Below are 25116 nucleotides of genomic sequence, written 5' to 3' on the forward strand. Positions count from 1 at the left end.
GGACGGAGAGCCGCCGACGGTGAGGTGAAACCTCGGGGCTCAGGCGCCGCGCAGGGCCGCTCCGGTGCGAGCGGCGGCTGCCGCCACCGCCGCGTCGCGCGCGGCCGAGGCTTCCTCCGCGGTGAGGGTGCGGTCGGCCGCGCGGAACCGCAGCGCGTAGGCGAGCGACTTGCGCCCCTCGCCGATCTGCTCGCCGGTGAAGATGTCGAACAGCCGCAGCGACTCCAGGAGGTCGCCCGCGCCGTCGCGCAGCGCGCGCTCGACCTCCGCGGCCGGGACCGCGGCGTCCACGACGAGCGCGACGTCCTGCGTGGCGACCGGGAACGTCGACACGCGCGGCCCGGTCGCCCGGGCGCCGCCGATCGCCTCCAGCCGGTCCAGGTCGACCTCCATCGCGCAGGTCCGCTCGGGCACGCCCAGCGCCTTGGTCACCCGCGGGTGCAGCTCGCCGGCGTGGCCGACGACCTCGCCGTCGCCCGCGACGAGTTCGGCGCAGCGCCCGGGGTGGAAGGGCGCCTGGCGGCCCTGGCGGACGGTCAGCGACACGCCCGCCTCCGCGGCGACGGTCCGCGCCGCCTCGACCGCGTCCGCCCAGCTCACCCGGTGGCCCGGGCCCCACCAGCCGGCCCGTTCGCGGGCGCCGGCCAGCACCACGCCGACGTGCCGGGGCTGGTCGGGCAGCGCGGCCTTGAGCGCGGCGATCTCCTCGTCGGTCGGCCGGCGGTCGACCGGCAGCCGGGGCGGCGTGCTCTGGCCGTCGACCGGGTGGAAGACCAGGCCGGTCTCGAAGAGCGCCAGGTCGTGGGTGCCGCGCCCGTCGTTGCGGCGCAGCGCCGCGAGCAGTCCGGGCAGCAGCGTGGTGCGCAGGGCGGGCTCGGTGTCGTCCAGCGGGTTGGCGAGCACGACGGTGCGCCGGCGCGGGTCGTCCGGCTCGTAGCCGAGCTGGTCGAAGACCTCGGCGCCCAGGAAGGGGTAGCTGGGGGCCTCGACATAGCCGGCGCTGGCCAGCGCGCGGCCGATCCGGCGGCGCAGCCGCTGCGACCCGGTCAGGCCGCGCTGCGACGGCGGCTTGGGCAGCGTGGAGGGCAGGTTCTCGTAGCCCTCCAGCCGGATGACCTCCTCGGCGAGGTCGTTGGGCGCCGCCAGGTCGGGCCGCCAGCTGGGCACGGTGACGATCAGCTCGTCGGAGCCGTAGACGTCGCAGCCGATCTCCTGGAGCCGGCGCACCACGGTCTCGCGGCCGTACGCGGTGCCGGCGACGCGGTCCGGGTGGTCGGCGGGCATCGCGATGGTGTGCGGGGCGGACGGTGAGACGGCCTCGGTGACGCCGGGCTCCGCGGTGCCGCCGGCCAGCAGCACCAGCAGGTCGACGGCGCGCTGGGCGGCGGCGGAGGTGGCCTGCGGGTCGGTGCCGCGCTCGAACCTGCGGGACGCCTCGGAGGCCAGCTTGTGGCGGCGCGCCGCGCGGGCGATGGCGACCGGCGCGAAGTGCGCGGCCTCGATGACGATCTCGGTGGTGCCGGAGTCGGCGCCCTGCTCGGCGATCTCGGTGTGGGCGCCGCCCATCACGCCGGCCAGGCCGATCGGCCCGGACTCGTCGGTGATGACCAGGTCCTCGCCGTCGAGCACCCGCTCGGCGCCGTCGAGTGTGGTGAGCTTCTCGCCGGGCTCGGCGCGACGGACCCCGATCGGCCCGTTGAGTCGGGAGCGGTCGTAGGCGTGCAGCGGCTGGCCGATCTCGAACATCACGAAGTTGGTGATGTCCACGGCCAGCGAGATCGGGCGCATGCCGACCTTCTGCAGCCGGCGCTGGAGCCAGATCGGCGAGCGGGCCTCGGGGTTGACGCCGGTGACGGTGCGCGCGGTGAAGCGGTCGCAGCCGATCGGGTCGGCGATCCGCACCGGGTAGCCGCCGGCGTTGGGCCCCGGCACGTCGATCAGCGCCGGGTCGCTGAGCGGCAGACCGTAGGCGATGGCGGTCTCGCGGGCGACGCCGCGCAGCGACAGGCAGTAGCCGCGGTCGGGCGTGACCGCGATGTCGAGCACCTCGTCGACGAGTTCGAGCAGGCCGATGGCGTCGGTGCCGGCCTCGTGCTCCGGCGGCAGCACGACGATGCCTTCATGATCGTCGCCCATGCCCAGTTCGCGGGCCGAGCAGATCATGCCGTGCGAGACCCTGCCGTAGGTCTTGCGCGCGGAGATCTGGAAGTCGCCGGGCAGCACGCCGCCGGGCAGGATCACCACGACCTTGTCGCCGACCGCGAAGTTGCGGGCGCCGCAGACGATCTCCTGCGGTTCGCCGGTCCCGTTGGCGTCGCCGACGTCGACGGTGCAGAAGCGGATCGGCTTCTTGAAGCCCTCCAGCTCTTCGATGGTCAGGACCTCGCCGACGACCAGCGGGCCCTTGAGGCCGGTGCCGAGCTGCTCGACGGTCTCGACCTCCAGGCCGGCGGAAATGAGCTTGGCCTGGACGTCGCGGCCGGTGGTGCCGGCGGGCAGGTCGACGTACTCCCGCAGCCAAGAAAGCGGGACCCGCATCAGATCTCCATCCCGAACGGAAGGGTGAACCGCACGTCACCCTCGACGATGTCTCGCATGTCCTCGACGTTGTGCCGGAACATCAGCATCCGCTCGATGCCGAAGCCGAACGCGAAGCCGCTGTACTTCTGGGGGTCCACGCCGCAGGCGACCAGCACCTTGGGGTTGACCATGCCGCAGCCGCCCAGTTCGATCCAGCCCTCGGAGGAGCAGGTGCGGCAGGGGCGGTCGGGGTTGCCGACGGAGTCGCCGCGGCAGACGTAGCAGAGCATGTCCATCTCGGCGGACGGCTCGGTGAAAGGGAAGTGGTTGGGGCGCAGCCGGGTCTGCATGCCCTCGCCGAACAGCGAGACCACCATGTGGTCCAGCGTGCCCTTCAGGTCCGCCATGGTCAGGCCCTCGTCCACGGCGAGCAGCTCGACCTGCATGAAGACCGGGGTGTGGGTGGCGTCCAGCTCGTCGGAGCGGTAGACGCGGCCGGGCGCGATCACGTAGACCGGCAGCTCGCGTTCGAGCAGCGAGCGGATCTGCACGCCGGAGGTGTGGGTGCGCAGCACCAGCCCGCTGTCCTCGGCGGCGGAGGGGTCCGTGCCGTCGGCGCCGTCGCCGGGCCGTACGAAGAAGGTGTCCTGCTCGCTGCGGACCGGGTTGTCACGGGAGATGTTGAGCGCGTCGAAGTTGAACCACTCGGCCTCGACCTCGGGCCCCTCGGCGACCTCGTAGCCCATGCCGACGAAGATGTCCTCGATGCGCTCGGACAGCGTGGTCAGCGGGTGCCGGGCGCCGGCCGGCCGACGGTCGTAGGGCAGCGTGACGTCCACGGCCTCCTCGACCAGCACCCGGGCGTCGCGCTCGGCCTCCAGCTCGGCCTGGCGGGCGGCGAGGGCCTGGTTGACGGCGCCGCGGGCCTGGCCGACCCGCTTGCCCGCCTCGGCCTTGGCCTGCGGGGGAGCGCGCCGATCTCGCGGTTGGCCAGCGCCAGCGGCGAGCCGCCGCCGGTGTGCGCGGTCTTCGCGTGGGCGAGCGCGTCCAGGTCGGCGGCGGCCGCGATCGCGGCGAGCGCGTCGTCGCGCATCCGCTCGATCCGTTCCGGCTGCAACGCCTCGACCTCCACAGGGTCGTACGACTTGTTCGGTGCCGACATCTCTTCCCGTTCCGATTGGGTGCTGCTGCGGGGCGCCTCCCGGCGGCGTGGCCGGGGGTGGAGGCTCTGCCCGGCCGGACACATGCCACGCACATGCCGGGGCACGAGTCTACTTGCGCCATGGGGACCGACTGTGTGCGCCCGCCGGGCGGCCGGACCGCGGACCGGGCGGCGGTGGCCGCCTCAGGCCATGAACGCGGGGGCCCCGACGGGCAGGATAAATCGGAACTCGGCGCCGCCGCCGGGCGCGCGGCCGACGGTGATGGTCCCGCCGTGGGCTTCGACGATGCCCTTGACGATGTACAGGCCCAGCCCGGTGCCGCCGCGCTTGCTGCCCCGCCAGAAGCGGGTGAAGACGCGGCCGATCGACTCCTCGGGGATGCCGGGGCCTTCGTCGCTCACGGTGACTGCCGTGCCCTCCGTCGTACGGTCGCCGCCCGCGGCCGGGGCGGGGGCCACCTCGATGGTGACAGTTCCCTCGCCGTGCCGCACGGCGTTTTCCAGCAGGTTGCCGAGGATCTGGTCGACCTTGTCGGGATCGGCCCACAGCGCCGGCAGCGGGTGCGCGACCTGGACCCGGAACCGGGACGCCGGCCTGGCCGCCACGTGGCCGTCGACGTGCCGCTGCACGGCGGCGGCCATGTCGACCGGCTGGCGGCGCACCTCCAGCCGGCCGGAGTCGATCCGGGAGATGTCGAGCAGTTCGGCGATCAGCCGGGTCACCCGGTTGGCGTCGGCGTCGACGGTCTCCAGCATCAGCTTCTTCTGGTCCTCGGTGAAGCGTTCCCACTTGGCCAGCAGCGTCGCGGTGAAGCCCTTGACCGAGGTGAGCGGGGAGCGCAGTTCGTGCGCGACGGTGGCGATCAGCTCGGCGTGGCTGCGCTCGGTGCGGCGCCGGGCCTCGGTGCCGCGCAGCGTCACCACCAGCCGGCGCACCGGGCCGCCGGGCCGCTCGCGGACGTAGCGGGCCGCGACCAGCACCTCCCGGCCGCCGGGCAGCAGCAGGTTGCGCTCGGGCTGGCCGGTGCGCACGGCGAGGCCGGCGTAGGGGTCGGTGAGCTGCCACCAGCGGCGGCCCTCCAGGTCCTCCAGCGGCAGGGCCCGTTCCAGCGGGGCGCCGAGCGCCTCGGCGGCGGGGACGGCGGTGATGCGCGCGGCGGCGGCGTTGAAGCAGATCACCCGGCCGTGCTCGTCGGCGACGACCAGGCCGTCGGGCAGGTCGTCGGGGTCGATGCCGAGTCCGGCGGAGTCGCCGCCGGGGTCCCGGGGCGCGAGGGCCGGGCGCGCGGGCGGAACCGTACGCGTGCCGCGCGTGCCGTTCTGCGGCATGAGGTCCATGGCCGCCACCCCCTCTCAGGGCCCCCGGGCCGCCACCCTACTAGCTGGAGCGCGGCGCGCGGCACCCTGCGGGGGCGCGCTGGGCGCGCGCGGAGGCGTACAGGCACACCGCGGCGGCGGTGGCGAGGTTGAGGCTCTCGGCGCGTCCGTGCAGGGGGACGCGGACCACCGCGTCGGCCAGCGCCCTGGTCTCCTCGGGCAGGCCCCACGCCTCGTTGCCGAAGACCCAGGCGGTGGGGCCGCCCATCGCGCCGGCGTCGAGTTCGGCGTCCAGGTCGCGGTCGCCCGCGCCGTCCGCGGCCAGCACCCGCACGCCCGCGGCGCGCAGCCCCGCGACCGCGTCGGCGGCCGTGACGCCGACCGCGACCGGCAGGTGGAAGAGGCTGCCCGCCGAGGCGCGGACGGCCTTGGGGTTGTACGGGTCGACCGAGGCGTCGGTGAGCACCACCGCGTCCGCGCCGGCCGCGTCCGCGCAGCGCAGCACGGTGCCGGCGTTGCCGGGGTCGCGGACGTGGGCGAGCACCGCGACCAGCCGGGGCCGGGCGGCGAGCACCTGGTCGAAGGGGGTGTCGAGGAAGCGGCAGACGCCGGCCAGGCCCTGCGGGGTGACGGTGTCGCAGATCTCCGCGACCACCTCGGGGGTGGCGGTCAGCACGGGGACGCCGGCGGCGCGGGCCGCCCCCACGATGTCGGCGTGCCGCTCGGTCGCCTCGGGCGTGGCGTACAGCTCGATCAGGGTGCGGCCGGCCGGGCCGCCGGGGTGCGCGACGGCCTCCCGTACCGCCTGCGGGCCCTCGACCAGGAAGCGTCGCTCCTTGCCGCGGAAGCTGCGCCGGGCCAGCCGGTGCGCGGCGGTCACGCGCGCCGAGCGCAGCGACGTCAGCTCGGGGGTGGCCATCGCCTTCATCCTTCTTCCTCGACGGTGCCTCGACGGCGCCTCGGCGGTTCCTCAACGCTTCGTCGGCGGTTCCGCGACCGTTCGTCGACGGCTGCCGGGCGTGCCCGCCGTCCCGCGGGCGTCTCCCGGACGGGTCCCGCGCGTGCGCGGGCCCGCGGTGGGCAGTCCCACCGCGGGCCCGGGTGTCGAACGCAGCGCGTGACGGCGGGGTCAGGCCGCCTTGGGGGCGTTCACGTCGGACGGCAGCGCCTTCTGGGCCACCTCGACGAGCGCCGCGAAGGCGTTCGCGTCGTTGACCGCCAGCTCGGCCAGGATCTTGCGGTCCACCTCGACGTTGGCGGCCTTCAGACCCTGGATGAAGCGGTTGTAGGTGATGCCGTTGGCGCGGGCGGCGGCGTTGATCCGCTGGATCCACAGCTGCCGGAAGTCGCCCTTGCGCTTCTTGCGGTCGTTGTAGTTGTAGACCAGGGAGTGGGTGACCTGCTCCTTGGCCTTGCGGTACAGGCGCGAACGCTGACCGCGGTAGCCGCTGGCCTGCTCCAGGACCGCCCGGCGCTTCTTCTGGGCGTTGACTGCCCGCTTGACGCGTGCCACGTGATAACTCCTTCTAAGGGACCGCGGGGATGTTCACGCGGCCCGAAAGCGAATGGGTCCCGCCCCGGTCGGGGGCGCGCAGGTCACTTGCCGAGAAGCTTCTTGATCTTCTTGGCGTCGGCCGGGGCGACCTGGACGGTGCCGCTCAGGGAACGCGTCTTGCTGGACGGCTTGTGCTCCAGGTAGTGGCGGACACCGGCGCGCTCACGCAGCACCTTGCCGGAGCCGGTGATCTTGAAGCGCTTGCTGGTACCGCTGTGCGTCTTGTTCTTCGGCATGGCGCCGTGGTCTCCTCGTCGCTGGCCCTCCCGGGCGCCGGTGGGCGCACGGGGAGCGTCAGTGCTGCGTTCGGTTCGGGGCGGGCCCGGGTGCGGGCCCGCGGTGCTGCGTCTTCGGTGCTGAGGGTCAGCCGGCGTCGGCCGGTGCCTCCGCGTCCGCCTCCACGTCGGCCTGCGCGTCACCCTGCCGGCCGGCCTTGCGGGCGGCCTGGGCCTCGCGGGCCTCGGCCATCGCCTCGGTCTTCTTCTTGTGCGGACCGAGGACCATGATCATGTTCCGGCCGTCCTGCTTGGGGTTCGACTCGATGAAGCCGAGCTCCTGGACGTCCTCCGCGAGCCGCTGCAGCAGCCGGTAGCCGAGCTCCGGCCGGGACTGCTCACGTCCGCGGAACATGATCGTGATCTTGACCTTGTCGCCCTGCTTGAGGAACCGGACGACGTGACCCTTCTTGGTGTCGTAGTCGTGCGGGTCGATCTTCGGCCGGAGCTTCATCTCCTTGATGACCGTGTGCGCCTGGTTCTTGCGCGCCTCACGGGCCTTCATGGCCGACTCGTACTTGAACTTCCCGTAGTCCATGAGCTTGCACACGGGCGGACGGGCGTTCGCCGCGACCTCGACCAGGTCGAGGTCGTACTCCTGCGCAAGCTCCAGGGCCTTGGCAAGCGGCACGATGCCGACCTGCTCGCCGCTGGGACCGACAAGTCGCACCTCGGGAACGCGAATCCGGTCGTTGATGCGGGGCTCGGCGCTGATGGGGCCTCCTCGGTTGCACCACGCGACTGACTGGCCGACAGCCGCGCTCGATTCTTGGTCTTCCTCCGACTCCGCACCCGGAACGCACAAAACGCCCCATGCGGATACAGACGGGGCTCCTCACAACCGGGAGCACCGCCGCGATATTCCGCGGGGCGCATCGGACGGCGCCGCGCCGGGGGTGCCGACGCCTGCCGTCTGACCGGGACCCATCGGCCGCGTGGCCGATAAGGTGGGAGATCGGAGCCTCCACTTGCAGGCCGGGCACGCGGGTGTCCGGCCGGTCGTTCACCCAGCATACCAGCGCGGGCCCCGAGGCCGTAATCGGCCGGACGGGGCATATCGTGTGTCGCATGAGCGAGACTCCCGCCCCCGCCTCCGGCCCCGCCTCCCGCCAGGACGGCGGCGCCGGTGCCGCACCCGGCTACGACGACATCACCCGTGACATCGCGGACGTGCCCGCGGTCGAGGTGATCACCACCGTGGCCGTGCACCTGATGAGCGCGGCGGCGGTGAACCTCGGCCTGGCCGAGGAGGGCGAGCAGCACAAGGACCTCGACGAGGCGCGCAAGCTCATCCAGGCGCTGGCCGGACTGGTCACCGCGAGCGCCACCGAGATCAGCTCCTTCCACGCGGCGCCGCTGCGGGACGGCCTGAAGTCGCTGCAGCTGGCCTTCCGCGAGGCGTCGGTGGTGCCGGACGAGCCGGGCCAGGGTCCGGGCGAGAAGTTCACCGGGCCGGTCTACGCGTAGGCCGGTCCATGCATAGGCCGGTCCACGCGGAGGCGGGGCCGGTCCGCACGGGCAGGGCCGGCCGGTGCGCGGCGCACCGCGCACGAACAAGAGCCGCCGGACGCCGTCGCGCGCCGCCGTCCGGACCGTCAGGCGTCGCCCTCCGCGCGGGCGGCGGTCTCGGCCTCGGCGGCGGCCGCGCGGGCGGCCCTGGCCGCGGCCAGCGCGGGGTGGGTCGTCTGGTGCACCAGCGCCGCGAGCGCGCCGCCGACCAGCGGGGCGACGAGGAACAGCCACAGCTGGGTCAGCGCGGGGCTGCCGGCGAAGAGCGCCGGGCCCAGGCTGCGCGCCGGGTTCACACCGGTGCCGGTGAGCGGGATGCCGACCAGGTGGATCACCACCAGGGCCATGCCGATGGGCAGCCCGTCGAAGCCGACCACGGCGATCCGGTGGGTGACCGCGAGCACCACGAAGACCAGCAGGAAGGTCAGGATCATCTCGGCCACGAAGGCGCCGAAGATACTGATGCCGACCGCCGAGCGGTAGCCGTAGCCGTTGGTGCCGAACGCGCCGTGCGTCTTCAGGCCCGGCACCTGCTTGGCCACGAGCAGCAGCAGCGCCGCGCCGACGATGCCGCCGAGGATCTGCGCGATCCAGTACTCGACGGCGGTGCGCAGGGTGATCCGGCGGGCGAGCAGCATGCCCATCGTCACCGCGGGGTTGACATGGCTGCCGGAGATGGGCCCGATGGCGTACGCGATCGCCAGCAGCACCAGGCCGAAGCCGAAGGCGATGCCGAGCGAGCCGATGTACTGGCCGGAGACCACGGCCGCGCCGACGGCGAAGAAGACCAGCAGCAGGGTGCCCAGGAACTCGCAGACGAACGCCCGCTGGTCGTCGGCCGTCCGGTTGTCGGTGATCGTGCGCATGTCCATCCGGACCTCCACGATGATCGTTTCCTTGCACTGGTCATTGTGGGCCTTGCGGATGAACCGCACATCTCGGCTGATATACGGACGAAAAGCCGTCAGGCGGGCGCAGAGGGGCTCGTACGCGGGGTGAGGGGACGGCCAGAGGGCGAGGGGGCGCGGCGGCGCTGGTTCCCCCGGACGCCGGCGGGCGGGTCCGGGACGCGTCAGCGGGTGAAGAGCGGGGCGCCCGGGAGCACGGCGGCGGCCGGGAGGAGGGCGAGGTCCAGGCCCTGGACGAGGACGGCGCGCAGCGTCTCGTCGGCGGCGAGCGCGCGGGCCACCGCCTGGCCGGTGGCCGCCGGGTCCGCGTCGTCAGCGAGCACCAGGGCGAGCGTGCCGTCGTTGCCGGGCCGCGCGGGCCCGAGGTGGGCGCGCACCACGCCGGGCTGCGCGGCCAGCGCGGTGCGCAGCGCGACGGCGACGGCCTCGCGCACGGCGGGGTCGGCGAGCGGGTCGCGCCCGGCGCCGCCCCGAGCGGCGGCACGCAGGTCCGCGCCGGTCAGTTCGTACGGGACCGGTCCCGCGAGGTCGATCAGCAGCGTGTCGGCCCGCTCGTGCGCGACGGCCTGGAGCGCCTGGTGCAAGGGCACGGCGACCGGGCGGGCGTCGGCGCGCCAGCGGGCGAGCGCCGCGCTGGAGGTGAAGGCCGGCAGCGCGCGGCGGCCGTCCGGCGCCTCGATCACCGGGACGGCCATGTCGCTGGACTTCTCCCGGCGCAGCCCGTCGGCGCCGGTCTCGGCCTCGCCGAGCACCGCGACGACCGGGACGAGCAGCCGGGCCCCCGTGAGCGCGGCGGCGACCTCCGCGGCGGCCGTCTCCGTCGCGGTCGCGGTCTCGGTCGCACTTCCGGCCGCCGCGCCGACACCGGACCCGGCGCCGGTCTCGGCGGCGCGCGCCCGGGCGTACCGCGCGAGGGCCGCGGCGAGCGCGGGGTCGGCGGAGCCGTCGTCGTCGGAGTAGCCGGGGTCCGGGATGTTCTTCAGCGCCACCCCGGAACCCTATCCGGCGCCCCGCCGCGCCGCCCCGGCCGGCCCGGCGGGCCGCGCGAGGCGCGCGAGGCGCGCACCCGCCGAGGGGGGCGACCACAAAATCGACGTTACGACGATAAAAATCGACACTGTGTAGACTTTCTGTGGGAGCGGCGGTCCCGCTCCCGGCGCCGCGGCTCCCCCGGCCGCGCCAGCCCCGGAACCGCCCGGCGCGAACCGCCTGGCGGGACCGACCGCCATGAGGCGCCGGACACGGACCGCCGGACCCGACCCACCTGAACCACCTGGAGGAGCAGTGCAGCAGCAGACCTGGCTCGTCACCGGCGTCAGCTCGGGCCTCGGGCGCGCCTTCGCCCGGGCCGCCCTGGACGCCGGGCACACCGTCATCGGCACGGTCCGCTCGGAGCGGGACCTGCGGGAGTTCGAGGCGCTGGAGCCCGGGCGCGCGCACGGCCGCGTCCTCGACGTCACGGACGCCGACGCCACGGCCCGCGTGGTCGCGGACGCGGAGGCGGGCGTCGGCCCGCTGGACGTGGTGGTCGCCAACGCCGGCTACGGCCTGGAGGGCACCTTCGAGGAGACCCCGCTGGCCGAGGTGCGGCGGCAGTTCGAGGTGAACGTGTTCGGGGCGATGGCCACTTTGCAGGCCGCGCTCCCCCGCATGCGCGAGCGCCGCCGGGGCCACCTGATGGCCGTCACCTCCATGGGCGGGCTGATGGCCGTCCCCGGCATGTCCGCGTACTGCGGCAGCAAGTTCGCGCTGGAGGGCGTCCTGGAGGCCCTGGGCAAGGAGGTCGGGCAGTTCGGGATCCATGTGACGGCGATCGAGCCCGGCTCCTTCCGCACCGACTGGGCGGGCCGGTCGATGACCCGGGCCCCGCGGTCCGTCGACGACTACGACGCGCTGTTCGGCCCCATCCGCGAGGCCCGGCGCAAGGCCAGCGGGAACCAGCTTGGCAATCCGGTGAAGGCCGGGGAGGCGGTCGTGCACGTCGCGTCGCTGGACCGGCCGCCGGCCCAGCTGGTGCTGGGCTCGGACGCACTGCGGCTGATCGCCGCCGCGCGCACGGCCGTGGACGAGGACATCCGCGCGTGGGAGGCCCTGTCCCGCACCACCGACTTCGCCGAGGGCGCGCAGCTGTGACGCCCGACCGCCGAGCCGACCGCCAGGACGACCGCCGGAGCGACGGCGACACCGGCCCCCGGTCCGAACCCGCCGACCGCCGCGCCGACCGTGCCGATCACCCCGATCACGCCGCCCGCGCCGACCGCGCCGACCGGCGGCCCGACCACCCCGCGCGCCGGGCCGACCGCGGCCCGGCGCGTGGCCGGCGCCCGGCGGAGCGCAAGGGCGACCTGCGCGAGCGGGCCATCCTCGACGCCTGCGAGGCGCTGCTGGCGCGCAAGGGCTACGACGCCATGACCATCGGCGACATCGCCCAGGACGCCGGCATCACCCGCGGCGCGCTCTACTTCTACTTCGGCTCCAAGCAGGAGGTCGTCACCGCGCTCGTCGCCCGTACCGTCGAGCACCTGTGGGAACGCTCCCGGGCCACCGCCCGCAGCGACGACCCGCGCCGTGCCGTCGACGCCGCGATGCGGCGCACGGTCGAGCTGTGGACCGCGCACGGGCTGGTCATGCGCACCGCGATCGACCTGTCGTTGACGGTGCCGGAGATCGGCGAGCTGTGGAGCCGGACCGCGGACCTGTTCATCGCGGCCATCTCCGCCGTGCTGGAGAAGGCGGGCGTTCCGGCCGGCGCGGGTCCGGACCGGGCCCCGGCGATGGCGCGGGCGCTGTGCTGGATGATCGAGCGAAGCTTCTACCACGCCTCGCAGGGGTCACGCGCCGAGCTCCAGGAGGCGTCGGACGCCTGCGCGCACATCTGGCTGACCAGCGCGGGCCTCGGCTGAACCGGCCCGCCCTCGGGGCGCGCGGGGCCTTCCCCGCTCTGCTCGGTGGGCGCGTCCCGCTCTCGTGCGGGGCGCGCGCCCCGGCCCGCCCGCTCAGGGTGCGCGGCGGGGCGCCGGGCCGGGCGCGGGCCCGGGGGCCGCCGGGTGGAACTGCCCGGCGGGCGCGGCGGCGAGCGGGCGGGCGCGACGGCCCCGGGGCGGCCGGAACCACAGGACGGCGGCGAGGACGACGAGCAGCCCGCCCGCGGCGGCGCACCCGGCGGCGACGCCGTCGCCGAGGACCTGGGCGCGGTCCGGGGGACGCGGGGCAGGGGTGGGCCCGGGGGCGAAGTAGCGCTGCGGGTAGCCGACCGGCGCCGGCGCCGCGGGCCCTGGCTTGAGCCGGGCCGCGGCGGCGAGCGCCGCCGCCGGGTCGATCATGCCGGTGCCGAGGTCGTCGCTGCGGCCGCCCGCGGGCTTGAACCGCGTCGTGTCCTGGAGCACCTGCTTGACCTGCAGCGGGCTCAGCCTCGGGTACGCCGAGCGGATCAGCGCGGCGGCGCCGGAGGCGTACGCGGACGCGGCGCTGGTGCCCCAGCCGGTGTAGTAGCGGCGGTTGGGGTCGGCGATCACCACGTCGTCGCCGGGCGCGGACACCGAGGTGTACCAGCGGCTGGTGGAGAAGGGCGCGTGCCGCCCGTAGCGGTCCACGGCGGCGACCGCGATCACGCCCGGGTAGGCGGCCGGGTAGGACGAGCGGTCGGCCTCGTCGCCGCCGTTGCCCGCGGAGGCGACGACCACGACGCCCTTGCTCAGCGCGTACTGAATCGCGTCGTCCTCGGCGGCCACCGGCGCGGCGGTCGCGCTGTCGTCGCCGAGCGAGAGGTTGATGACGTCCGCGCCGTGGTCGACGGCCCAGCGGATGCCCTGCGGCAGTGCGTCGCCGCGGCTGCTCCTGGCCTTGGCCCGCTGCGGGTCCTTGTCCTCCAATATCACCCGCACCGGGAGGATCTTGGCCTTCGGCGCGATGCCGAGGACGCCGGAGCCGCCGTCCGCGCCGTGCCCGTGGCCGGCGATGATCGCGGCCATCCCGGTGCCGTGGCGCGCCCACGCCGCGTCGCCGCGCACGGCGCCGAAGCCGACCTCGTCCTTGCCGGGCAGCACCTGGCCGGTGAGGTCGGGGTGGCTGGCGTCGACGCCGGTGTCCAGCACCGCGACGACGACGCCGGCGCCGCGCGAGGTCTGCCACGCCTGCTGCGCGTGCAGCGCGCCGAGCGCCCAGTCCAGGCTGCGGGCGGCGTCCGCGTGGGCCGGCGCCGCGCCGGCCGTCGCGATCACGGCGGCGGCGGCCAGCGCTCCCGCGGCGCGGCGGAGCCACCGGGCCGCGGCGGCAGGCCGGGCCGCGTCGGTGGAGCCGGACCGGGCCGCGGAGCCGGACCGGGCCGCGGAGCCGGACCGGGCCGCGGTTCCGGCGCCGGTGTCCGTGCCGGGTGCGCGGGCGGGATCGGGCGCGTCGGCCGAGCCGGTGGAGTCGGGGGGCGTCATGAGTGCTTCTTCGCGGGGGACGGGTTCGACGAGGCGGAGGGGGGCGCCTGGCGGGAGGGACCGGGAGTGCCGGACGGGCTCTGCGCGGGCGCGGGGTGCGCCGAGGGGTTCAACTGCGCCTGCGCGGCGGCCTGCACGCGGTCGTCGACCGCGGAGGCGAGGTCGATCGCGTCGTAGCCGAGGCCCGCCTGCGCGGTGGCGGTGGTGGAGTCCGGCGCCTCGGCCTTCTGCGCGGCCTGCGGCGTCGGCACCGTGCGGCCGTCGGCGAACCCGCTCACCGCGTAGACGACGATCGGCAGGTCGTCGGAGATCTGCACGGTCCAGCTGCCGCGCTGGCGGTCCCCGAACCGCGCGGCCGCGGTCCCGGGGAAGGCGACCGGCCTGGGCAGCAGGTCCGCGCGCCCGCCGAGGTTCTCGGCGGACCACCGCCGGCCCAGCGCGGCCATGTCGGCGGCCTCGCCCGAGGTGATGAGCAGGCCCACCGTGGTCACGGTGGTGGAGGTGGTGTCGACGTAGGTGGCCCGCAGCAGCCGGGCGCAGCCGACGGGCGCCAGGACGCGTTGCAGCAGCGGGTCGAAGGCGCCGGCGCAGCCCGCGGGCGGCGCGACACCGACGCGGGACCAGGCGCGGTCCGCGCCGCCCGGGCCGCCGCCGTGGTCGGTCAGCGTGGGCGGGAACAGCTGGTCCACGGGGGCGTTGCGCCACACCGTGCGCACCTTGGCGAACGCCTCCGGGCTGCCCGCGGCCACCGGCGGCTCGGGGCGCGGCCCGTGGTTGATGACCGCGCCCGCCGTCGCGCCGCCGATCAGGCCCAGCCCGAGAACGACGGCCACGGTGGCGGCGACCCGGGCGCGTATCCGCGCGCGGTCCGGCTCACCGGCTGGACCGGGGTCGGGCGCGGTCGCTCCGGTGGGATCGGGATACGGCGGCGCGGGGTACGGGTACGGGCCCGCGGGCGGCTGCCCGCTTCCCGCGGGCCGGGGCGCGGCCGGTGGCTGCGGTGGGGCCTGCGGCAGGGCGTGCGGCGCGACGTGCGGCGGCGCCTGTGTCGGGGCGATGGGCGCTGCACCGGGCGGCGGCGTGGCGGGCCTCGGCGGCACGGCGGCGCTCCGGGCGGGCGGTACCGGCGGACGCGGCGGGACCGGCGGGGTCCCGGGCCGGCGCGGCGGCACGGGCGCGTGGGCGGGCATCGGTTCGGCCCGGGGTATCGGCGGCACGCCGGAGCCCTCCCCCGGCCGACGCGACGGCCGAACCCCGGGCCGAGCCGGCGCGCCGCGCGGCGGTACGGGCGTCGCGGCCGGACCGGGCTGGGCGGGCCGCCCGTCCGGTCCGGGCCCGGCGGGCGGCCCCTGCGGCGCCGGCGCTCCCCGGGGCGGGACGGACGGCTTCGGCGGCGCCCCCTCGCCAGGCCTGCCTCGCCGCCGCCAGGGCCGCCCGGACGACCGTGACCGCCGTGACCGCCGGGGCCGCCGTGACCGCCCGGTCCGGGCGCGGACGCGGCCGGTGTCGCGGACGACCGGGCGGAAGGCTCGGCGGGCGGCCCGTGCTGCGGGCGCGGCGGCGGGGCCGCGTCGCGGGGGCGGAGCGTGGGGAACGGACCCGCCGGGGTCTGTCCGTCGTCCACTCCGGTGCTCACCCGGCGCCCCCTCGTGACCAGTACGTGCGCGGCTTGCGCGTCACTCTACGGTGTTCCCGCGGGCCCCCGCTGCCACGGGCGGCGCGCCTCTCCCCTACCGCCCGGTACGCCCGGTCTGGCAGGCTGCCGGACATGGCCGTTCGCGTAGCCCCCGCCCCCTCCCCCGCCGCCGACCGGGCCCGGTACGACCGGGCCACCGCCCATCTCGACGCGCCCGTGGCGATCGTCGACCTCGACGCGTTCGACGCGAACGCCGACGATCTGGTCAGGCGCGCCGGCGGCAAACCGGTCCGGATCGCGTCGAAGTCCGTGCGCTGCCGCGCGCTGCTGGAACGCGCGCTGGAGCGGGACGGCTTCGCCGGCCTGATGTCCTTCACGCTCGCCGAGTCGCTCTGGCTGGCCAGGGCCGGCTTCTCCGACGTGCTGCTCGCGTACCCGTCGGCGGACCGGGCCGGGTACGCGGAGCTGGCCGCCGATCCCAAGCTGGCCCGCGCGGTGACGGTGATGGTGGACGACGTCGCGCATCTGGACCTGATCGACGCGGCCCGCGCCGGCGGCGCCGAGACCGTCCGGGTCTGCCTCGAACTGGACACCTCGCTGCGGAAGCTGGGCGGCCGGCTGCGGATCGGGGCGCTGCGCTCGCCGCTGCACGCGCCGGAGCGGATGGCCGAGCTGGCCCGCGCGGTCGCCGCGCGGCCGGGCTTCCGGGTGGTGGGGATCATGGCGTACGAGGGCCACGTCGCGGGCGTCGGCGACCGGCTGGCCGGGCGCCCCGCGCGGTCGGCGGCGATACGGCTGATGCAGTCCGCGGCGCGCCGGGAGCTGGCCGCGCGCCGGGCCGAGGCGGTGCGGGCGGTGCGCGAGGTGGTGCCGGACCTGGAGTTCGTCAACGGCGGCGGCACCGGCAGTGTGCAGACCACGGCCGCGGAGAACGCGGTGACCGAGATCGCGGCGGGCTCGGGGCTGTACGTACCGCGGCTGTTCGACAACTACCGCTCCTTCCACGGCCGTCCGGCCGCCCTCTTCGCGCAGCCGGTGGTCCGCCGGCCGGGCGTCGGCGTGGTGACGGTGCTCGGCGGCGGTTACCCGGCGTCCGGCGCGCCCGGCGCGGACCGGCTGCCCGAGCCGTACCTGCCCCAGGGGCTGCGCTACGACCCGCAGGAGGGCGCCGGCGAGGTGCAGACGCCGCTGCTCGGGTCGGCGGCGGACGATCTGCTGATCGGCGACAAGGTGTGGTTCCGGCACGCGAAGGCCGGCGAACTGTGCGAGCGCTTCGCGCGGTTGGAGCTGGTGGAGGGGGACAGGGTGACGGCGTCGGTGCCGACGTACCGGGGCGAGGGCAAGACGTTCCTGTGACCGGGGAGCCGGTGGCGCGGTGAGCGGTCGGCGGCTGAGCCGGCCCGGCCGGCTCAGCCGCCGGGCGCGCCGGATAGGCCGGATCGCCGAGTCCGTGGAGGCCGCGGTGGTGGGACCGCGCCCGGTCGGGCGGGCGCGGCCCCTGCGGTCACGGCGCGGGCGGCGGCGGGTCAGACGCCGGTGCCAGACTGGCCGCCGCTGCTGTCGGCCTTGATGCCCTGGGTGATCTGGTCCATGACGGAGAGAGCGGGCGCCTTGGGGCCGATGTCGAAGCCGAAGCGGACCACGACGAGCTTGCCGCTGTCGGACGGCGACGGGAAGACCAGCGACTCGACGTAGCCGCCGGTGCCCGACTTGGTCATGATCTGCCAGCGGACCAGGTAGCCCTTCTGGCCCGCGACGGTGACCGCCTTGGACGCGACCTGCTGGTGCGAGGTCGTCGCACCGTAGATGTCGGTGCTGTAGGAGTCGGCGGCGTTCGGCGCGATGTCCGCCTTGGCGGCGGCCTCGGGGTCGGTGGCGGTGATCTTCAGCGCCGCGGCGGGCTGGGCGAACGCGCCGCCGCGCACACAGCTCTTGGAGGCGTCGCCCGGGCAGGCGTACTCGCCGGTGACGACGCTGGAGCCGATGCCCTGGGTGCCGGAGGTGCCCTGCCAGCCGTCCAGCACGGGGAGGCTGATGCCGTCGTAGGCGTCGACGGCCTTGGTGCTGTCGGTGCTGCCGCCGGTGCCGCCGGCTCCGTTGTCGGTGCCGCCGTCGCCTCCCGTGCCGGGGTTCTGCGGCTGGGCGGGGTCGCTCGGGATCTGGCCGGGGTTGTCCTGGCGCTGGTGCGGGGCGGTGGCGGAGGGGCCGCCGGCCTTGGCGTCGTCGCCGCCGTCGTCCTTGCCCAGGGCGACGATGCCGGCCACGACGCCGCCGATGAGGACGAGGGCGGCGATGATCGCGACGACCACGGTCGTGTTCTTGCGGCGGGGGCCGCCGCCGCTGCTCATCACTTCGGCGCCGGGGTAGCCGTAGCCGCCGCCGTCAGCCGGCCGGACCGGGTTGTCCGGGCTGCCCGGGTATGCCCGGCTGCGCGCCGGGGGCGGAAGCCGGCGCCGGCGCGGTGCGCGTGTACTCGGTCCACGCGCTGCCGTCCCACCAGCGTTCCATGGCCGGGGCGTTGCCTGTGTGCCCGGGTTCTGGGTACCAGCCGGGCGGGGTCGTCGTCGTCACGGGCGTCACCCTATGGCCCCAGCATGAGAATCCCGTAAGGACGGCGGATTCTTCCGGATACGTCACGCCCACACGGCTGCTTGCTTGCCTGCCTGTCCGCCCGCCTGCCCGCCTGCCCGCCCGCAGTGGTGTGTTGCGGTAAGTTGCCGGACCTTCCGCCGGTGGTGGGCTGGTCGCGCCGTTCCCCGCGCCCCTTTCCGCCCGGGGGTGGGCTTCCGGCCGGTTCCGGACCTTCCCTTGGCGAGTGGCTGGTCGCGCAGTTCCCCGCGCCCCTGAGCTGCCACGTCGGCCGTTCGCGCGGACAACTTCCGCAAGAAAAGCACAGCCCGACCACGGCGCCCAGCCACACCAGGGGCGCGAGGAACTGCGCGACCAACCACCCACCGGCGGACGATCCGGCACCCAGGGCACGGAACACCCCCGAACGGAAAAGGGGCGCGAGGAACGGCGCGACCAACCACCCACCGGCGGACGATCCGGCAACCCGAGACCGCGGCACCCCCGAGCGGAAAAAGGGGCGCGGGGAACGGCGCGACCAACCACCCACCGGCGGACGATCCGGCAACCCGAGACCGCGGCACCCCCGAGCGGAAAAAAGGGGCGCGGGGAACGGCGCGACCGGCCACCTGCCGGGGGAAGGTCCGGCAGCCGGGCGCAGTGCGCCGCGCACGGGCGGGCCGGGGCAGAAGCTACGCGGAGAGCGTCAACGCGAGGAGCTCGCGGGCCGGGCCCGCGGGCTGCGGCCCGGCGGGCCAGACGGCGCGCAGCGCACGGGTGAGCGGCAGCCCCGGAGCGAGCGGGATCTCCGCGAGACGCCCCGCGGCGACCTCCTCCGCGACCGCCAACTCGCTGAGCACCGCGGGCCCCGCCCCACTGACCGTCGCCGCCTTCACCGCCGTCGTGGACGCGAGTTCGAGCAGCGGCGCGGCCGGCCCGCCGTACGGCGCGAGTGCCGCGTCCAGGACCTGCCGGGTCCCGGACCCGGCCTCGCGCAGGATCAGCGCGGCGGCCGCCAGCTCGGCGGGCGGCAGCGGCCGGCGCCGCCGTGCCCAGGGATGGCCGGGCGCGGTGACGACGAGCAGCCGGTCGCGGGCGACCACCGCGGAGCCCAGCCCGGGCGGCACGTCGAGGCCCTCCACGAACCCGAGGTCGGCCTCGCCCTCGGTGACGAGCCGGGCGACCGTCACCGAGTTGCCCGCGGCGAGCGACACCGCGGTGCCGGGCCGCCGGGCGTGCAGCGCGATCAGCCAGTTGGGCAGCAGGTACTCCGCGACGGTCATGCTGGCCGCGACCCGCAGCCGCGAGTCCCGCCTGCCGCGCAGCGCCCGCGCTCCCGCGTCGAACGCCTCCGCGGCCTCCAGCACCCGCCGCGCCCACTCGCTGACCAGCGCGCCCTCGTCGGTCAGCCGCGAGCCGCCCGGGGAGCGGCGCACCAGCGCGACGCCGAGCCGGGTCTCCAGCGCGCGCAGCCGGCCGCTGGCGGCGGGCTGGCTGATGCCCAGTTCGCGCGCGGCCCGCCCGAGGCTCCCCAGCCGGGCGACGGCGAGCAGCAGCTCCATCGCCCCGAGATCCGGCACCCGGTACGCCAACGACCCCCCGGTGGCAGGGGCACCCGCCCCGGACGGGTCCCCGCGGCCGCTCCCCCACTCGCGGCCGGCGCCGCGCCCCGGAGGCCGCCCGGACTCACCGGGCTCACCGGAGGCCGCCTCGTTGCTCATAAGCGCAGCTTATGCCCCGATCGGGACGCGACGCCTACCGGGGCGTGCGGGGCGGCAGGAGGGTCGTAGGCATGACAGCGCTGAGCACCGCACCCCCGCGTACCGCCTCCCGACCGGCCGGGGCCGCCCTGCTGCGGTACGTGGGGCCGAACTGGTACGCCGCGGTGATGGGCACCGCCATCACCGGGAACGCGGGAGCCGCGCTGCCGGGGTGTCCGGCGTGGGCGCGGGACGTGTGCACCGGCGTGTGGGGGCTGGCCGCGGTGCTGCTCGGCGCGGTGCTCGCGGCGCGGGCCGGGCACTGGGCTCGGCACGGCGACCAGGCGCGGCGACACCTGCTGGACCCCGCGGTCGCGCCGTTCTACGGGTGCCTGCCGATGGCGCTGCTCGCGGTGGGCTCCGGCGCGCTCGCGCTGGGCCCTCGGGTGGTCGGCGAGCGCGCGGCGGTCGCCGCCGCGGTCGTGCTGTGGGCGGCGGGCGCGGCGTCGGGCCTGGTGGTCGCGGCGGCGGTGCCGTATCTGATGATGGCCAGGCACCCGATCGGCGACGCGGACGCCTCGCCGGTCTGGCTGCTGCCGGTGGTCGCGCCGATGGTCGCCGCCTCGACCGGCCCCGCACTGGTGCCGCACCTGGCGGCCGGGAACGCCCAGGGGCGTGCGGCGCTGCTGCTCGGCTGCCTGGCGATGTTCGGCGTGAGCCTGCTGGCGACGCTGGCGATCCTGCCGCTGGTGTGGGGGCGGCTGCTCCGCCACGGGCCGCTGCCGGTGGCGGTCACTCCGGCGTTGTTCCTGGTGCTGGGTCCGCTCGGGCAGTCGACCACCGCCGCGGGCACGATCGCCGACGCCGCCCCCGCCGCGTCCCTGCCCTCGCCGTACGCCGCCGCGCTGGACGGCTTCGCCGTGCTCTACGGGGTTCCGGTGATCGGCTTCGCGCTGCTGTGGCTGGCGCTCGCGGAGGCGATGGTGCTGCGTGCGTTCCGCGCGGGACTGCGGTTCTCGATGACGTGGTGGGCGTTCACCTTCCCGGTCGGCACTTGCGCCACCGGCGCGACGTCCCTGGCCCGCCACACCCACCTGCACGCGCTGACGTGGCTGGCGGTCGGCCTCTACGCGCTCCTGGTCGCGGGCTGGCTCGCGGCGGCTTCGGGGACCGTCCGCGGCACGCTCGCCGGCCGACTCCTCGCGCCGCCCCGGGCCGCGTGACGCCGCGCCGGCCCGGGCCGCGTGACGCCGGGCCGCCGCGAACGGGGGTCACGGTCGCGGCGTCGCCCCGGCCAGTGCGCGGGCGAGCGCCTGCGGGGCCTCGACCAGGGAGGGTCCGTACCAGGTGAGCAGACGGCCGCTGACCAGCGCCGCGGGCAGCCCCGGGAACGCCTCGGGCCCGTCGTCCGGGGCGAACGCGTAGGGCTCGTCGGGGAGCACCGCCAGGTCCGCGGGCGGCAGGGCGGCCGGGTCGAAGCGCGGGTAGCGGTCCTGGTGGCCGGCGAGGACGTTGTCGACGCCGAGCCGGGCGAGCAGGTCCCCGGCGAAGGTGTCGCGGCCGAGCGCCATCCAGGGCCGCCGCCAGATCGGGACGACGGCCCGGCGGCGGCGCGACGGCGGGCGTACCCCGAGCCAGGCGTCGCGCGCCGCGGCCAGCCAGTCGGGGGCGGCGAGCCCGCAGCCCTCGGTCAGTACGCGCTCCAGTTCGGTGAACGCCTGCGGCAGCGACCGGACTTCGGTGACCAGCACGCGCAGCCCGGCGGCGCGCAGCGCGTCGAGGTCGGGTGCGCGGTTCTCCTCCTCGTTGGCCACGACGAGGTCCGGGGCGAGCGCGGTGACCGCGGCGACGTCGGGGTTCTTGGTGCCGCCGATCCTGGCGGCGTCGAGCCCGGCGGGGTGCGTGCACCAGTCCGTGACGCCGACCAGGAGCCCGGGAGCGGTCACGGCGACGGCCTCGGTCAGCGACGGCACGAGCGACACCACCCGGCGCACGCGCCCGCCGCGGCCCGACCGCCCGCGCCCGCGCGAGCCGCTCGGCCCGGGCAGCACAGTCGGTCCGCTCGGCCCGGGTAGCACGGGCGGTCCCGACACGCCACGCGGTCCCGCTTCCTGCCGCGCCTGTCCCCCGCCCTCCGCGCCACTCGCCTCGCTCCCGGTCACGCCACCCACGGTACGGACCCGGCCGGCGCCCGGCGGCCCGCGGGGCGGCGCCGACGCGCGTGCGGCCGGGTGTCGGTGGGCCGTGCGATGCTGGCGCCGTGAGCGACGAGGCGACTGAGGCGAACGGCCGGACGGCGGCGGCCAGCGGGCGGGCCGGCGGCGGTCCGGGGACGGAAGCAGGGGCGGCTGGCGCGGCGGGAGGCGGCGGGGACGACCGGCGCGGCGGACTGCTGCTGCTCGACACCGCGAGCCTGTACTTCCGCGCCTACTTCGGCGTGCCCGAGTCGGTGAAGGCGCCGGACGGCACGCCGGTCAACGCGGTGCGCGGGCTGCTGGACTTCATCGCCCGGCTGGTCGCCGACCACTCCCCCGACGCGCTGGTGGCGTGCATGGACGCCGACTGGCGGCCCCAGTGGCGGGTGGACCTGATCCCCTCGTACAAGGCGCACCGCGTCGCCGACCCGGCCGGCGCGGAGGAGGTGCCGGACACGCTGTCGCCGCAGGTGCCGGTGATCGAGGCGGTGCTCGACGCGATCGGCATCGCCCGGATCGGCGTGCCCGGCTACGAGGCCGACGACGTGATCGGCACGCTCGCCGCCGCGTCGGCCACGCCGGTCACCGTGGTCACCGGCGACCGCGACCTCTTCCAGCTGGTGGACGACGCGCGCGGCGTGCGGGTGCTCTACCCGCGCAAGGGCGTCGGGGACTGCGACGTGATCGACGAGGAGGCGATCGCGGTCCGCTACGGCGTGCGGGCCGGGCAGTACGCCGACTTCGCGGCGCTGCGCGGCGACCCGAGCGACGGGCTGCCCGGCGTGAAGGGCATCGGCGAGAAGACCGCCGCCGAACTGGTCACCGCCTACGGGGACCTGGCCGGCGTCCGGGCCGCGGCGGCCGACCCGTTCTCCCGACTGACCCCGGCCCGGCGGCGCAACCTCACGGCGGCGGCCGCGTATCTGGACGTCGCGCCGAAGGTGGTCCGGGTGGCGCTGGACGTGCCGGTGCCGGAGGTCGACGCGGCGGTGCCGGCCGCGCCCGCGGACCCGGCGGCACTGGAGGAGCTGGCCGCGCGCTGGGGCCTGGGCGGTTCGCTGTCCCGGCTGCTGGCCGCGCTCGCCGCGGCGCGCTGACCGTCCGGCGGACGCCGAGCGGCGCGAGGAGGTGGAAGCCTCCGCCCGTGCGGTACGGGGGGCCCGCACAGACGGAGGCGTTCGGGGGGCGGCGGAGGCCGCCTCGGTGGCGCGCGGTCAGGTGCCGGCCGGCGGGTCCGCGGCCTCGGGCGGCCCGGTTCGCGCCACGGCGCCCACCGGCCGGTGCGGCACGTACAGCGCGAGCACGGACACCAGTCCCAGCACCGCGAACGTCCACCACACCCGGTGGAAGGCCGCCGTCGCGCCGCCGGCTCCCGGGGTGCCCAGCACGGCGACGAAGAGGCTGATCCCGAGGACCGCGCCGAGCTGCCGGAAGCTGGAGTTGATCGCCGAGCCGATCGCGAACCGGCCGGGCGGCAGCGACTGGACCGCCGCCGCGGACTGCACCGGCAGGGTCAGGCCGATGCCGAGGCCGGTGAGCAGGGACGCCGGCAGCAGGTGCGTCGCCCAGTGCGGGTGCGCGCCGACCCGCAGCGCCAGCAGTTCCGCGCCGGCGAACCACAGCAGCGCGCCCGCGGTCAGGACGGTCTTGGCGCCGTGGGCCATGGCGAGTCTGCTGCCGGCGCGGGCGACGAGGGCGACCACGAGCGGTCCCGGCGCGGTGGCCAGGGCGGCGCGCAGCACGGAGTAGTGCCAGACCGTCTGCAGGAAGATGATGTTGGCCAGCAGCAGTCCGTAGAACGCGGCGGAGAAGACCAGCGACGCCACGTTGACCAGGGTGAACTGGCGGACCCTGAACAGTGCGAGGTCGACGACCGGCCGGGCGGCGGCGCGGGTGCGCAGCACGAACACCGGCAGCAGCACGGCGGCCACCGCGAAGCCGGCGATCACCCTGGGGTCGGCCCAGCCCCAGCTCGGGCCCTCGATGACGGCAAGGCTCAGCGCGGCGGGGACGACCGCGACCAGGAGCGCGCCCAGCGGGTCGGGCAGCCCGCCGGCCTGCGGGTCGCGGGTCTCGCGCAGCAGTCGGGCGCCGAGGGCGACGACCGCGACGCACACCGGCACGTTGACCAGGAACACCCAGCGCCAGGACGCGTACTGGGTGAGCAGCGCGCCGGTGGTCGGGCCGAGCGCCGCCGCGGCGGCGCCCATCATGCCCCAGGTGCCGATGGCCACCGGCCGCCGCTCGGGCGGGAACTCCGGCAGCACCAGGGCCAGCGAGGTCGGCGTGACCAGCGCGGCGAACGCGGCCTGCAGGGCACGCGCGCCGATCAGCACGTTCACGTCCGGGGCGGCGCCGCACAGCGCGCTCATCGCGGCGAAGCCGGTGAGGCCGATGATAAAGACGCGCTTGCGGCCGTAGCGGTCGGCCAGCCGTCCGGCCGGGACGAGCATCGCGGCGAAGACCAGGCTGTAGGCGTTGAGCACCCACGACAGGTGGCCCGCGCCGGTGCCGAAGCTGCGGCTGATGGTCTCGAAGGCGGTGTTGACGATGGTGGTGTCGAGGAACATCACGAAGGCGCCGAAGCTGCTCAGCGCCAGCACCAGGCGGGCCCGGCGCGGGTCGAACGCCGGGGCCGGCGCGTGCTGCGCCGGGGGCGTGACCTGCTCGGGTGCGCTCATGGTGTGCCGGTCCCCGTCGAGTGTGTTGTGATTCACTACTAACTCGTCCGCCGGGACGGTAGCAGTCGTGGGTAGGGAAAGGCAACAGACTCGGGATTACGCTGGTGGCATGCACTCGGAGACGGCGGTGGGAACAGCGATGACGGATACCGCGGACCAGGGCGCCGCCGAGCCGCCCGGCCCCGCGGCGGAGCTCTGGCCCGCGGCGTCGGACACGATGGTGCGGGCGCCGGTCGAGGTGCGCCCCTGCTCGATCGCGGCGGCGCTGGAGGTCCTCGGCGAGCGCTGGTCGCTGCTCGCGGTGCGCGAGATGGCGTACGGCGTGCACCGGTTCGCGCGGATCGCGGGCTTCACCGGCGCCTCCCGCGACATCCTCGCGGACCGGCTGCGCAAGCTGGAGGCGGCGGGCGTGGTGGAGCGCCGCCAGTACAGCGAGCACCCGCCGCGCCACGAGTACCACCTGACGCACGCGGGGCACGAGCTGTTCCCGCTGATGATGGCGCTGCGCGAGTGGGGCGACCGCTGGGCGGTCGACGAGCCGGCGGTGGAGTTCCGGCACACCTGCGGCGAGCAGGTCGTGCTGGACCTGCGCTGCGCGCACTGCGGCGAGAAGGTCACCCGGGAGTCGCTCACACCGAGCCGGACCCGCTGAGGGCCCGGGCG

22 protein-coding genes and 1 pseudogene are annotated in these 25116 nt (G+C 76.1%); 7 read left to right on the forward strand and 16 right to left on the reverse strand.

Annotated features, from left to right (window positions below):
- Positions 1-39 precede the first annotated feature (39 nt).
- The 7 genes and pseudogenes from pheT to infC all read right to left on the reverse strand — a co-directional run bounded on the left by pheT (position 40) and on the right by infC (position 7544).
- Positions 40-2538 carry a phenylalanine--tRNA ligase subunit beta gene (gene pheT / locus VSR01_RS05610; RefSeq protein ID WP_326448168.1) on the reverse strand — a complete coding sequence of 833 codons (2499 nt, stop codon included), beginning with the start codon at positions 2536-2538 and terminating at the stop codon, positions 40-42.
- Positions 2538-3682, reverse strand: a pseudogene (gene pheS, locus VSR01_RS05615) (phenylalanine--tRNA ligase subunit alpha). The gene pheT and the pseudogene pheS overlap by 1 nt, the downstream one beginning before the upstream one ends.
- A gap of 183 nt (positions 3683-3865) precedes the next feature.
- Complete coding sequence (locus tag VSR01_RS05620) at positions 3866-5020, reverse strand: sensor histidine kinase (protein WP_326448169.1); 1155 nt, start codon at positions 5018-5020, stop codon at positions 3866-3868.
- A gap of 40 nt (positions 5021-5060) precedes the next feature.
- Entirely contained in the window at positions 5061-5918 is an 858-nt protein-coding gene (locus VSR01_RS05625; RefSeq protein WP_326448170.1) for a TrmH family RNA methyltransferase, read from the reverse strand.
- A gap of 210 nt (positions 5919-6128) precedes the next feature.
- Positions 6129-6512, reverse strand: a complete 384-nt coding sequence (gene rplT / locus VSR01_RS05630) for a 50S ribosomal protein L20 (RefSeq protein ID WP_326448171.1) — start codon at positions 6510-6512, stop codon at positions 6129-6131.
- A gap of 83 nt (positions 6513-6595) precedes the next feature.
- Complete coding sequence (gene rpmI / locus VSR01_RS05635) at positions 6596-6790, reverse strand: 50S ribosomal protein L35 (RefSeq protein WP_326448172.1); 195 nt, start codon at positions 6788-6790, stop codon at positions 6596-6598.
- 127 nt (positions 6791-6917) lie between these two features.
- Positions 6918-7544 (reverse strand): translation initiation factor IF-3, encoded by a 627-nt coding sequence (gene infC, locus VSR01_RS05640; RefSeq protein WP_326453505.1) that lies wholly within the window; start codon positions 7542-7544, stop codon positions 6918-6920.
- A 353-nt stretch (positions 7545-7897) separates the two neighbouring features.
- Here infC and VSR01_RS05645 point away from each other — a divergent pair, with 353 nt between their 5' ends.
- Positions 7898-8296, forward strand: a complete 399-nt coding sequence (locus VSR01_RS05645; RefSeq protein WP_326448173.1) for a DUF1844 domain-containing protein — start codon at positions 7898-7900, stop codon at positions 8294-8296.
- Positions 8297-8424: 128 nt separating this feature from the next.
- Here the strand turns inward: VSR01_RS05645 and VSR01_RS05650 are convergent, their stop codons facing one another.
- A complete protein-coding gene (locus VSR01_RS05650; RefSeq protein ID WP_326448174.1) occupies positions 8425-9210 on the reverse strand; it encodes an MIP family channel protein in 786 nt (261 codons plus the stop codon).
- A 200-nt stretch (positions 9211-9410) separates the two neighbouring features.
- Entirely contained in the window at positions 9411-10235 is an 825-nt protein-coding gene (locus VSR01_RS05655; RefSeq protein ID WP_326448175.1) for an SseB family protein, read from the reverse strand.
- Between the two features lie 295 nt (positions 10236-10530).
- Here VSR01_RS05655 and VSR01_RS05660 point away from each other — a divergent pair, with 295 nt between their 5' ends.
- Both VSR01_RS05660 and VSR01_RS05665 read left to right on the forward strand, forming a co-directional pair.
- Positions 10531-11379: an oxidoreductase gene (locus tag VSR01_RS05660; protein WP_326448176.1), complete on the forward strand. Its 849-nt coding sequence runs from the start codon at positions 10531-10533 to the stop codon at positions 11377-11379.
- 212 nt (positions 11380-11591) lie between these two features.
- Complete coding sequence (locus VSR01_RS05665; RefSeq protein ID WP_326453506.1) at positions 11592-12149, forward strand: TetR/AcrR family transcriptional regulator; 558 nt, start codon at positions 11592-11594, stop codon at positions 12147-12149.
- A gap of 93 nt (positions 12150-12242) precedes the next feature.
- On the opposite strand, the gene mycP is transcribed toward VSR01_RS05665, so the two are convergent.
- Together mycP and VSR01_RS05675 are read right to left on the reverse strand one after the other, a co-directional pair.
- Positions 12243-13673, reverse strand: a complete 1431-nt coding sequence (gene mycP / locus VSR01_RS05670; RefSeq protein ID WP_326448177.1) for a type VII secretion-associated serine protease mycosin — start codon at positions 13671-13673, stop codon at positions 12243-12245.
- On the reverse strand, positions 13670-14506 hold the full coding sequence (locus tag VSR01_RS05675) for a hypothetical protein (RefSeq protein WP_326448178.1): 837 nt from the start codon (positions 14504-14506) through the stop codon (positions 13670-13672). Before VSR01_RS05675 ends, mycP begins: the two co-directional genes overlap by 4 nt.
- Positions 14507-15441: 935 nt before the next feature.
- Here VSR01_RS05675 and VSR01_RS05680 point away from each other — a divergent pair.
- Positions 15442-16665, forward strand: a complete 1224-nt coding sequence (locus tag VSR01_RS05680) for an amino acid deaminase/aldolase (RefSeq protein ID WP_326448179.1) — start codon at positions 15442-15444, stop codon at positions 16663-16665.
- Positions 16666-16835: 170 nt separating this feature from the next.
- On the opposite strand, the gene VSR01_RS05685 is transcribed toward VSR01_RS05680, so the two are convergent.
- The 3 genes from VSR01_RS05685 to VSR01_RS05695 form a co-directional block, all read right to left on the reverse strand.
- Positions 16836-17657 (reverse strand): hypothetical protein, encoded by an 822-nt coding sequence (locus VSR01_RS05685; RefSeq protein ID WP_326448180.1) that lies wholly within the window; start codon positions 17655-17657, stop codon positions 16836-16838.
- Between the two features lie 34 nt (positions 17658-17691).
- Positions 17692-17880: a DUF2510 domain-containing protein gene (locus VSR01_RS05690; RefSeq protein WP_326448181.1), complete on the reverse strand. Its 189-nt coding sequence runs from the start codon at positions 17878-17880 to the stop codon at positions 17692-17694.
- Positions 17881-18569: 689 nt separating this feature from the next.
- The gene (locus VSR01_RS05695; RefSeq protein ID WP_326453507.1) at positions 18570-19439 is read right to left on the reverse strand and encodes a LysR family transcriptional regulator; all 870 of its coding nucleotides are present in this window, start codon (positions 19437-19439) and stop codon (positions 18570-18572) included.
- A 230-nt stretch (positions 19440-19669) separates the two neighbouring features.
- Here VSR01_RS05695 and VSR01_RS05700 point away from each other — a divergent pair, with 230 nt between their 5' ends.
- Positions 19670-20800, forward strand: coding sequence for a TDT family transporter (locus tag VSR01_RS05700; RefSeq protein WP_326448182.1), 1131 nt, complete (start codon positions 19670-19672; stop codon positions 20798-20800).
- A 48-nt stretch (positions 20801-20848) separates the two neighbouring features.
- Here the strand turns inward: VSR01_RS05700 and VSR01_RS05705 are convergent, their stop codons facing one another.
- Positions 20849-21562 (reverse strand): helical backbone metal receptor, encoded by a 714-nt coding sequence (locus VSR01_RS05705; protein WP_326453508.1) that lies wholly within the window; start codon positions 21560-21562, stop codon positions 20849-20851.
- A 407-nt stretch (positions 21563-21969) separates the two neighbouring features.
- Here VSR01_RS05705 and VSR01_RS05710 point away from each other — a divergent pair, with 407 nt between their 5' ends.
- On the forward strand, positions 21970-22869 hold the full coding sequence (locus VSR01_RS05710; RefSeq protein WP_326453509.1) for a 5'-3' exonuclease: 900 nt from the start codon (positions 21970-21972) through the stop codon (positions 22867-22869).
- 117 nt (positions 22870-22986) lie between these two features.
- On the opposite strand, the gene VSR01_RS05715 is transcribed toward VSR01_RS05710, so the two are convergent.
- A complete protein-coding gene (locus VSR01_RS05715) occupies positions 22987-24453 on the reverse strand; it encodes an MFS transporter (protein ID WP_326448183.1) in 1467 nt (488 codons plus the stop codon).
- Positions 24454-24562: 109 nt separating this feature from the next.
- On the opposite strand from VSR01_RS05715, the gene VSR01_RS05720 reads away from it, so the two are divergent.
- On the forward strand, positions 24563-25105 hold the full coding sequence (locus VSR01_RS05720) for a winged helix-turn-helix transcriptional regulator (protein ID WP_326448184.1): 543 nt from the start codon (positions 24563-24565) through the stop codon (positions 25103-25105).
- The last annotated feature ends 11 nt before the right edge of the window (positions 25106-25116 follow it).

This window comes from Actinacidiphila sp. DG2A-62 (genome assembly GCF_035825295.1).
GTDB lineage: Bacteria > Actinomycetota > Actinomycetes > Streptomycetales > Streptomycetaceae > Actinacidiphila.

Coding starts and splice junctions, on each gene's coding strand:
- pheT (WP_326448168.1), bottom strand. CDS start 2,538: ATGCGGGTCCCGCTTTCTTGGCTGCGGGAGTACGTCGACCTGCCCGCC.
- VSR01_RS05715 (WP_326448183.1), bottom strand. CDS start 24,453: ATGAGCGCACCCGAGCAGGTCACGCCCCCGGCGCAGCACGCGCCGGCC.
- VSR01_RS05650 (WP_326448174.1), bottom strand. CDS start 9,210: ATGGACATGCGCACGATCACCGACAACCGGACGGCCGACGACCAGCGG.
- VSR01_RS05685 (WP_326448180.1), bottom strand. CDS start 17,657: ATGAGCAGCGGCGGCGGCCCCCGCCGCAAGAACACGACCGTGGTCGTC.
- VSR01_RS05625 (WP_326448170.1), bottom strand. CDS start 5,918: ATGGCCACCCCCGAGCTGACGTCGCTGCGCTCGGCGCGCGTGACCGCC.
- VSR01_RS05645 (WP_326448173.1), top strand. CDS start 7,898: ATGAGCGAGACTCCCGCCCCCGCCTCCGGCCCCGCCTCCCGCCAGGAC.
- mycP (WP_326448177.1), bottom strand. CDS start 13,673: ATGACGCCCCCCGACTCCACCGGCTCGGCCGACGCGCCCGATCCCGCC.
- rpmI (WP_326448172.1), bottom strand. CDS start 6,790: ATGCCGAAGAACAAGACGCACAGCGGTACCAGCAAGCGCTTCAAGATC.
- VSR01_RS05700 (WP_326448182.1), top strand. CDS start 19,670: ATGACAGCGCTGAGCACCGCACCCCCGCGTACCGCCTCCCGACCGGCC.
- VSR01_RS05695 (WP_326453507.1), bottom strand. CDS start 19,439: ATGGAGCTGCTGCTCGCCGTCGCCCGGCTGGGGAGCCTCGGGCGGGCC.
- VSR01_RS05680 (WP_326448179.1), top strand. CDS start 15,442: ATGGCCGTTCGCGTAGCCCCCGCCCCCTCCCCCGCCGCCGACCGGGCC.
- VSR01_RS05720 (WP_326448184.1), top strand. CDS start 24,563: ATGCACTCGGAGACGGCGGTGGGAACAGCGATGACGGATACCGCGGAC.
- VSR01_RS05620 (WP_326448169.1), bottom strand. CDS start 5,020: ATGGACCTCATGCCGCAGAACGGCACGCGCGGCACGCGTACGGTTCCG.